This is a genomic window from Marinovum sp. (assembly GCF_048263515.1).
Taxonomy (GTDB): domain Bacteria; phylum Pseudomonadota; class Alphaproteobacteria; order Rhodobacterales; family Rhodobacteraceae; genus Marinovum.
This window is the reverse complement of record NZ_JBLXEC010000004.1, coordinates 228,868-236,651: the sequence shown is the minus strand read 5'-3', so window position 1 is coordinate 236,651 and position 7,784 is coordinate 228,868. Positions and strand designations below refer to the sequence as shown.

Sequence of the window (7,784 nt, the reverse complement as noted above, 5' to 3'; positions counted from 1 at the left end):
ATCCACATCAGTGTAAGGGGGTCATTTTTGGACGCCGATCACCCCGTTACGGGGTCAAAATTGCACGCCTGTTCACAGCTTTGCCGCATGAAGTGGCGTCTTTGTGGTGACCACAAATTGGCGGCAACATTCCCTCTCGACGCACTGAGACAGACCAAGGCGCACAGACTTCCCGCGCAATGGGCCCGAACTCAGACTGCCGCAGTAAGGCCAGAACCTGCCTGTTCGCTTTCGGTGAAGCATGGACCGGATCACGCATTCTTAAAATGATCGGACACTCCCGTTCGGCGCACACTCAATTTCTCCGGTTCCTGACCAAAAAAACTATCAATTCTGCACTTCGGTTGGAAAGCTTTCGGCCAATGTCTCTTATGGCTGGCGCACAACGGATCGCCAATCACCTGCGGGAGGCACTGGTCGTGTGTGCGCGCCCTCGCCGCATGCCCTTGCGACGCGAGCCGTATTTGGCGGTCTGAATGAACGATCGAGGAAGCAATGCAACCTGTCACAGGAGCACTTATCGGAGTTGCCGCAGACGAGGATCCCTTGCTGTCGCGCTACAAAGTATTCATGAAGGTTCTGAAATCTCATGCAGCAGCGAAAGACGACCTTTCGGCCGCTCAACTTTGCTACAAGCGTGCTACATGGCTCGAAGAACACCCATAACATCCTGAAATTAAATAGTAAAAATTATGTCCCACCAGTCCATCATGGGCGCAACCGAGAGCCGGGCCGCCCGTCGGACGTCCGAAACCCATGGGCTTCCTGACTCTACAATCATGGCTACCGGACCCGTCTCTTTTCGACTTCGTGGCCTGTTGCCTTCGTTTCCGCGTGCGGTGCAACAGTCGATGGCGCGCGCTCTGAATTGTTCCACCACTTTGTCTTTCTTTGAGGCCAGCGAACGCAATCTATAGACCGGGAGCCCCGCGCCGCCCCTCAGAGCGAGGCGGCGGCGCGGCTGGCCTGATCGTAGTGGCCTGACAATGCCCGCAGGGTGCGGGCGATCTCGCGCAGTTCAGGGCCCGAGACATCGGTCGACGACAGCCCCTCGAGCAGGCATTGCCGCCGCACGTCGCGGTAGCCCTTGCAGAGCTCGATCCCCGCCTCGGAGGTCCGGTAGAACACCTCCTTGCCGCGTTTCTCGCTATCGAGAAGCCCGGCCTTCAGCAGCTTGCGCAGGGCGTAGTTGACCGTGTGGCTGTCTTCGATGTTGAGCAGGAAACAGATGTCCGACAGCCGCTTGTCGCGGGCGCGGTGGTTGACGTTGTGCAGGATCAGGATTTCCAGCGGGCTGAGGTCGGGGTGACCGGCGGCGGACATGCAGCGGGTCATCCAGCGCGAGAAGGCGTTGTAGGCGATGATCATGCCGAACTCGAGCTCTGAAAGCTCCCATCCTTCGCCGTCCGCAAGGTGCCGGGACGAGACGATCCGGCGTTTCTGGGTGTCAGGGTCGGTCATTTTCAGCCCTCATCGTCATGAACTCACCGGCGTTTTATCGGCATCATGCCATCAAACTCTGCCCGTCTCAATGGCGGCCGCGCCGGCCTGAGTCGGTTTGCATCGGGTCTGCACCGGTCAGCCCCGCGCTTCGGCACCCGCCAAGGCCCCGCTGTCACTTACTTTTATAAAACGTTGACAAAATGTCAACGTAGCGTCAGTGTCAGAGGGCATAACATTGCAGGGAGACCCCAAGAATGACTGTACATCGCATATTGGGCGGCGCCTTCGCCGTCGCAGCCGGACTGGCGGCACAGGTTCAGGCCGAGACATGGGACATGCCGACGCCCTACCCCGACGCCACCTTCCACACCGTCAACATCACCGAGTTTGCCGACGACGTGTCCGAGGCCACCGATGGCGGGCTCGACATCAAGGTGCATTCGGCCGCCTCGCTGTTCAAGCACCCCGAGATCAGCAAGGCCGTGCGCAGCGGTCAGGTGCCGATCGGCGAGTTCTTCCTGTCGCTGCTGGCCAATGACAACCCGGCCTTCGGTGCCGACAGCCTGCCCTTCCTCGCCACCAACTACGACGATGCCAAGCGGCTCTGGGCGGCGCAGAAGGACGTGATCGAAGGTCTGCTGGATGCGCAGGGCATGATGGTGCTCTATGCCGTGCCGTGGCCGCCGCAGGGGCTTTATACCACCAAGGAGATCGCCAGCGTCGACGACCTCGCTGGGCTGAAGTTCCGCACGTACAACGCCACGCTGGAAGAATTCGCCAACCTCGCCGGCGCCGCGCCGACGCAGGTGGAAGTGCCGGACATTCCGCAGGCATTCTCCACTGGCCGGGTCGAAGCGATGATCACCTCGCCGTCGACCGGCGTGAACTCCAAGGCCTGGGACTTCCTGACCCATTACACCGATATTCAGGCCTGGATCCCCAAGAACGTCGTGGTGGCCAACAAGCGGTCCTTCCGCCGCCTGGACGAAGCCACCCAGACCGCCGTGCTCGAAGCCGCCGCCGCCGCAGAGACCCGCGGATGGGAAATGAGCATGGCAGAGACCGAGGCCCAGACCAAGGTGCTGGCCGAAAACGGCATCACCGTCGTCGAGCCTTCGGAAGAGCTGATGACTGGCTTGCGCGAGATCGGAGCGCAGATGCTCGAAAACTGGAAGGCCGAGGCCGGCGATGCCGGTGCGGCCCTGCTGAGCGCCTACGGGCAATAACGACACGGGCCGGGCGCGATCCTGCGCCCGGCCATTGCAGATTGGGGGGCAGACATGCGGCGGACACTCGATTTCATCTATCAGGCGGCGGGGGGGCTCGCGGCCTTTTTCATCCTCGCCATCGTGGCGCTGGTCTTTGCCCAGGTCTGCCTGAACCTCGCCGACAAGATCGCGGTCGCCGCGACCGGCGCCGGGATCGGGCTCACCATCCCCTCCTACGCTGATTTCACCGGCTTCTTCCTCGCCGCCTCGACCTTTCTCGCGCTGGCCTACACGCTGCGCGCCGGCGGTCATATCCGGGTGACGCTGCTGATCGGGCGGCTGCCCGCGGGCACCCATCGCGCCTTCGAGATTGCCGTCGTGCTGGTGGCGCTGGCGATGAGCGCTTTTGCTACTTGGTATGTGATCCTGCTGGTGCACGAGTCGCTCGAGTTCGGCGACCGCAGCTCCGGCATGGTCTCGGTGCCGCTCTGGCTGCCGCAGCTTCCCGTGGCCCTTGGCCTTGCCATCCTCACCCTTGCCCTCGCCGACGAGCTGGTCGGCCTCCTGCGCGGCCGCCCGGCCTCGTGGGAGGGCAAGGGTGAAAGCCTGCTGAGCGAATAGGAGCCCCTCAGATGACCGTTGCCACGCTTTCCATCATCCTGCTGGTCCTGCTGTTCGCCTTTCTCGGCGCCGGGCTCTGGGTGGCCTTTTCGCTGCTGGGTGTCGGGATCGCCGCCATGGCACTGTTCTCAGACGCGCCGCTGGGGCTGGTCATGGCCACCACCATGTGGGGCCATTCGAATTCCTGGGCTCTGGCCGCCCTGCCGCTGTTCATCTGGATGGGCGAGATCCTGTTCCGCTCGCGGCTCAGCGAGGACATGTTCACCGGGCTGTCGCCCTGGATGAACCGCCTGCCCGGCCAGCTGCTGCACGTGAATGTCTTTGCCTGCGGGATCTTTGCCGCGGTCTCTGGCTCCTCCGCCGCCACCGCCGCCACCATCGGCAAGCTCTCGATCCCCGAACTGTCGCGCCGCGGCTATCCCGAGAAGCTGGTGATCGGCACGCTGGCCGGTTCGGCCACGCTGGGCCTGTTGATCCCGCCGTCGATCATCCTGATCGTCTATGGCGTCGCCACCGAACAGAGCATCGCGCGGCTGTTCATCGCCGGCGTCCTGCCCGGCATCCTGCTGGTCACGCTCTTTGTCGGCTACGTGGTGATCTGGGCGCTGCTCAACCGCGACAAGCTGCCGATGGAGGACATCTCGGCCAGCTTCCGCGAAAAGCTGCGCCGGTCGCGCCGGCTGCTTCCGGTGGTGCTGCTGATCGGCGGGGTGATCGGTTCGATCTATGCCGGCATCGCCTCGCCCACCGACGCCGCTGCCGTGGGCGTTGTGCTGGCGCTGGTGCTGTCGTGGAGTTCCGGCACGCTGACCCGCGAGAGCTTTGTCGGCGGGTTGATGGGCGCCACCGTGACCTCCTGCATGATCGCCTTCATCCTGGCGGGCGCGTCCTTTCTGACCGTGGCGATGGGCTTTACCGGCATCCCGCGCATCCTCGCCGAATGGATCGGCGGGCTGGGGCTGTCGACCTTCACGCTGCTGGCGGCGCTGACCGTGTTCTTCGTCATCATGGGCTGCTTTCTCGACGGTATCTCGGTCGTGGTGCTGACCGCCTCGGTCATCATGCCGATGGTGCTGCAGGCCGGGATCGACCCGCTGTGGTTCGGCATCTTCCTGGTGATCGTCGTCGAGATGAGCCAGATCACCCCGCCGGTGGGCTTCAACCTCTTCGTGCTCCAATCGCTGACCGGGCGGGACATCCTGACAGTCGCCTATGCCGCCCTGCCCTTCTTCTTCCTGATGGTCCTCGCGCTGGTGATCATCGTGATCTTCCCCTCGATCGTGACCTACCTTCCGGAGCAGATGTGACCGAGACCCAGACCAAATATCCCGTGATCCGCAGCGGCGGTGTCGACGGCATGCTGGTCAGCTTTGGCGACCGGCTGAGCGAGCCTGCCAATCGCGCCGCCCTGGCCTTTCGCGCGGCGGTCGAGGCCGAGAGCTGGGACGGGCTCGAGGAGACCTCCTCGACGCTGGTGTCATGCTTCCTGCGCTTCGATCCGCTGCACCTGTCGCACCGAAGCCTGCGGGCGAAGCTCGAGACACTGTTGAACGCCCGCGACTGGTACGCCGCCACGCTCCCCGAGGGCCGCCGCTTCTGGCGCGTGCCCACGGTCTATGGCACCGAGCTGGCACCGCAGCTGGCGCAGGCGGCCGAGGCCGCGGGGATGCGCGAGGCCGAGGCCATCACCTCGCTGTCAGAGGCGCGCGTGCGGGTCCAGACCCTGGGCTTTGCCCCCGGCCAGCCCTACCTCGGCACCCTGCCCGAGGCCTGGGACATCCCCCGCCAGAGCCAGCTGACCGAGCGCGTGCCGGAAGGCGCGCTGGTGGTGGCGATCCGGCAATTCGTGCTCTTTGCGGTCTCCGCCCCCACCGGCTGGCAGCACGTGGGCCAGACCGCGATCACCCTGTTTCAACCCGAAGCCGACGAGCCCGTCCTGCTGCGCCCCGGTGATGAGGTGCAGTTCACCGCCACCGATGCCGAGAGCCTCGAAAACATGCGCCGCGACCCCAGGGGCGGCGCCATCTGCGAGGCGATCCGATGAGCGCGCGCCTCAGGATAGTGCGCGCCGGTCCCAGCATGACGGTACAGGACATGGGCCGTGACGGTCATCTCGCCCTCGGTCTGTCGCGTGGCGGCGCGGCGGACCGGCTGGCGCTGGCCGAGGGCGCGGCGCTGCTGGGCCAGCCTGCCGACACCCCGGCGCTGGAAATGGCCGCGATGGGCGGCGAGTTCGAGGCCACCGAGGACATCCGCATCGCCCTGACCGGCGCGCCGATGCGCGCCACCATCGACGGCGAGACCGCGGCCTGGCACGCCTCCCACCTGCTGCCCGCCGGCGCGCGGCTCTCCCTCGGGGCGGTGACACGCGGCTGCTACGGCTATCTGCATGTCGGCGGTGGCTTTGCAGGCGAGAGCTTCCTCGGCGCCCGGTCCGCCCATCTGGCCGCCGGAATATGCCGGCTCCTGCGGGATGGCGACACGCTGGAGATCGGCCCTGACAAGGGCGGCGAGACGGGAATGTTGCTGGAGCCGGAAGACCGTTTCGACGGCGGCGCCGTGCGGCTTACCGCCAGCTTCCAGACGCATCTTTTCACGCAGGCCGACCTCGACCGCCTGCAATCCGAACCGCTGCACCGCGCCGCCCGCGCCAACCGCATGGGCGTGGCGCTGAACCCGTCCGAAGGCGGTTATCACATCGAGGGCGGGCGCAACGTGGTCTCGGAGATCGTGCTGCCCGGCGACATCCAGATCACCGGCGACGGCACGCCCTTCGTGCTGATGGTCGAATGCCAGACCACCGGCGGCTATCCCCGGATCGGCACCGTGCTGCCCTGCGACCTGCCGCGCGTGGCGCAGGCCCCGGCGGGCGCGGCGCTGCAGTTCTGCTTCGTCGATCTCGACGAGGCGGTGGCGCTGGAACGCACCGAGGCGAAACGGCGCGCCGAACTCACCAAGGCCCGCCGCCCGCTGATCCGCGATCCGCACCGGATGCGGGACCTGCTGTCCTATACGCTGGTCAGCGGCGTCGTGGCCGGTAACGAAGAAGACATCCAGGGAGAATGAACATGGCACAGTCCGTCGATCTCAACGCCGACATGGGCGAAAGCTACGGCCCTTGGAAGATGGGCGATGACCTGGCGCTGCTGGACATCGTGACCTCGGCCAATGTCGCCTGCGGCTTTCACGCCGGCGACTGGGACGTGATGGCCGCGACGATGCGGGCGGCGGTCGAGAAAGGCGTCGGCATCGGCGCCCACCCCGGCTTTCCCGACCTGCACGGTTTCGGCCGCCAGCGGATGAAGATCGCCCCGGCCTCGCTGCAGAACCTCGTCCGCTACCAGGTCGGTGCGGCGCAGGCGACGGCAAAGGCTGCCGGCGGCGAGGTTCGGCACCTGAAGCTGCACGGCGCGCTGGCCAACATGTCCTCGGAAGACGAGGCGATGGCGCGGGCCTGCTACGAGGCGGCGCTGGACGTGGCGCCCGACATCATCATCATGGTGCTGGCCGGCACCGCGCAGCAGCGGGCGGCATCGGCCCTGGGCTGCAAGACCGCCTGCGAGATCTTCGCCGACCGCGCCTACAACGACGACGCGACGCTGGTCGACCGGAGCCTGCCCGGCGCGGTGATCCACGACCCCGAACAGGCGGGCAAGCGCATGGCTGAAATGGTCCGCGAAGGCGCGATCCTGACCGAGAGCGGCAAGCGCATCGAAACCCGGATCGACACCATCTGCCTGCACGGCGACACGCCCACGGCGGTTAATATTGCCGCCGAGGTGCGCCGCGCGCTGCAGGACAGCGGTGTCACGCTGGCCAAGTTCGCGGGCGCGCCGGTCTGAGCCCCGGCCCGCCAGCGGGCAGGTCAGCCCGCCGGAATGTCCTGGACGAATTTCGGCACGTGATAGCCGCGCTGCACGGCGGGGCGCTCGGCAATGCTGCGGTACCAGCGGCGCACGTTCGGGAACGCCGCCAGATCGACCTCGTGGTACTCGTGCCGCGACACCCAGGGCCAGATCGCCATATCGGCAATCGTGTAGCTGCCGGCACCCTCGCCCGCCACGTAGTCGCGCCCCTCAAGCCGGGTGTTCAGCACGCGGTAGAGCCGCTGCGCCTCCTTGGCGTAGCGCTCTTCGGCATAAGGCGCCTTGCCGCGGTTGTATTTCACGAAGTGATGCGCCTGGCCCAGCATCGGGCCCAGCCCGCCCATCTGCCACATCAGCCATTCGATCATGCGCCAGTATTCCTCGCCCTTCACCAGAAACCGGTCATGCTTCTGCGCGAGGTAGAGCATGATCGCCCCGCTCTCCATCAGCTGCAATCCGTTGTCCCGGTCGACGATGGCGGGAATGCGGTTGTTGGGCGCGATCTTCAGGAAATCGGGGGCGAATTGCTCGTCCTTGGTGATGTCGATCGCATGCGCCGTGTAGGGCACGCCCAGTTCTTCCAGCAGGATGGAGACCTTGCGCCCGTTCGGGGTGGTCCAGGTATAGAGGTCGATCATGTCGCGTC

General features: G+C 65.6%; 8 protein-coding genes and 1 pseudogene. 6 read left to right on the top strand and 3 right to left on the bottom strand.

Going from position 1 to position 7,784, the window contains the following annotated elements; all coding sequences use genetic code 11:
- Positions 1-75: 75 nt before the first annotated feature.
- Positions 76-225 (bottom strand): annotated as a pseudogene (locus ACN0SE_RS06475) (IS1595 family transposase); the annotation flags it as partial.
- A gap of 714 nt (positions 226-939) precedes the next feature.
- The gene (locus ACN0SE_RS06470) at positions 940-1,461 is read right to left on the bottom strand and encodes a winged helix DNA-binding protein (protein WP_417523680.1); all 522 of its coding nucleotides are present in this window, start codon (positions 1,459-1,461) and stop codon (positions 940-942) included.
- 236 nt (positions 1,462-1,697) lie between these two features.
- Here ACN0SE_RS06470 and ACN0SE_RS06465 point away from each other — a divergent pair, with 236 nt between their 5' ends.
- From ACN0SE_RS06465 to ACN0SE_RS06440, 6 genes are read left to right on the top strand one after another with little or no spacing between them, the layout of a single operon-like run.
- Positions 1,698-2,669, top strand: coding sequence for a TRAP transporter substrate-binding protein (locus tag ACN0SE_RS06465; RefSeq protein WP_417523679.1), 972 nt, complete (start codon positions 1,698-1,700; stop codon positions 2,667-2,669).
- Between the two features lie 54 nt (positions 2,670-2,723).
- Positions 2,724-3,272 (top strand): TRAP transporter small permease, encoded by a 549-nt coding sequence (locus ACN0SE_RS06460; RefSeq protein WP_417523678.1) that lies wholly within the window; start codon positions 2,724-2,726, stop codon positions 3,270-3,272.
- 11 nt (positions 3,273-3,283) lie between these two features.
- The gene (locus tag ACN0SE_RS06455) at positions 3,284-4,579 is read left to right on the top strand and encodes a TRAP transporter large permease (RefSeq protein ID WP_417523677.1); all 1,296 of its coding nucleotides are present in this window, start codon (positions 3,284-3,286) and stop codon (positions 4,577-4,579) included.
- Complete coding sequence (locus ACN0SE_RS06450; protein WP_417523676.1) at positions 4,576-5,316, top strand: 5-oxoprolinase subunit B family protein; 741 nt, start codon at positions 4,576-4,578, stop codon at positions 5,314-5,316. The genes ACN0SE_RS06455 and ACN0SE_RS06450 overlap by 4 nt, the downstream gene beginning before the upstream one ends.
- Positions 5,313-6,338: a biotin-dependent carboxyltransferase family protein gene (locus tag ACN0SE_RS06445; protein ID WP_417523675.1), complete on the top strand. Its 1,026-nt coding sequence runs from the start codon at positions 5,313-5,315 to the stop codon at positions 6,336-6,338. The genes ACN0SE_RS06450 and ACN0SE_RS06445 overlap by 4 nt, the downstream gene beginning before the upstream one ends.
- A gap of 2 nt (positions 6,339-6,340) precedes the next feature.
- Complete coding sequence (locus tag ACN0SE_RS06440; RefSeq protein WP_417523674.1) at positions 6,341-7,114, top strand: LamB/YcsF family protein; 774 nt, start codon at positions 6,341-6,343, stop codon at positions 7,112-7,114.
- A 23-nt stretch (positions 7,115-7,137) separates the two neighbouring features.
- On the opposite strand, the gene ACN0SE_RS06435 is transcribed toward ACN0SE_RS06440, so the two are convergent.
- The gene (locus tag ACN0SE_RS06435; RefSeq protein ID WP_417523673.1) at positions 7,138-7,776 is read right to left on the bottom strand and encodes a glutathione S-transferase family protein; all 639 of its coding nucleotides are present in this window, start codon (positions 7,774-7,776) and stop codon (positions 7,138-7,140) included.
- Positions 7,777-7,784: the final 8 nt, after the last annotated feature.

What these genes read in the sequence shown, in the direction of transcription:
- ACN0SE_RS06470 (WP_417523680.1), bottom strand. Translation starts at nt 1,461, where the DNA reads ATGACCGACCCTGACACCCAGAAACGCCGGATCGTCTCGTCCCGGCAC.
- ACN0SE_RS06465 (WP_417523679.1), top strand. Translation starts at nt 1,698, where the DNA reads ATGACTGTACATCGCATATTGGGCGGCGCCTTCGCCGTCGCAGCCGGA.
- ACN0SE_RS06460 (WP_417523678.1), top strand. Translation starts at nt 2,724, where the DNA reads ATGCGGCGGACACTCGATTTCATCTATCAGGCGGCGGGGGGGCTCGCG.
- ACN0SE_RS06455 (WP_417523677.1), top strand. Translation starts at nt 3,284, where the DNA reads ATGACCGTTGCCACGCTTTCCATCATCCTGCTGGTCCTGCTGTTCGCC.
- ACN0SE_RS06445 (WP_417523675.1), top strand. Translation starts at nt 5,313, where the DNA reads ATGAGCGCGCGCCTCAGGATAGTGCGCGCCGGTCCCAGCATGACGGTA.
- ACN0SE_RS06440 (WP_417523674.1), top strand. Translation starts at nt 6,341, where the DNA reads ATGGCACAGTCCGTCGATCTCAACGCCGACATGGGCGAAAGCTACGGC.
- ACN0SE_RS06435 (WP_417523673.1), bottom strand. Translation starts at nt 7,776, where the DNA reads ATGATCGACCTCTATACCTGGACCACCCCGAACGGGCGCAAGGTCTCC.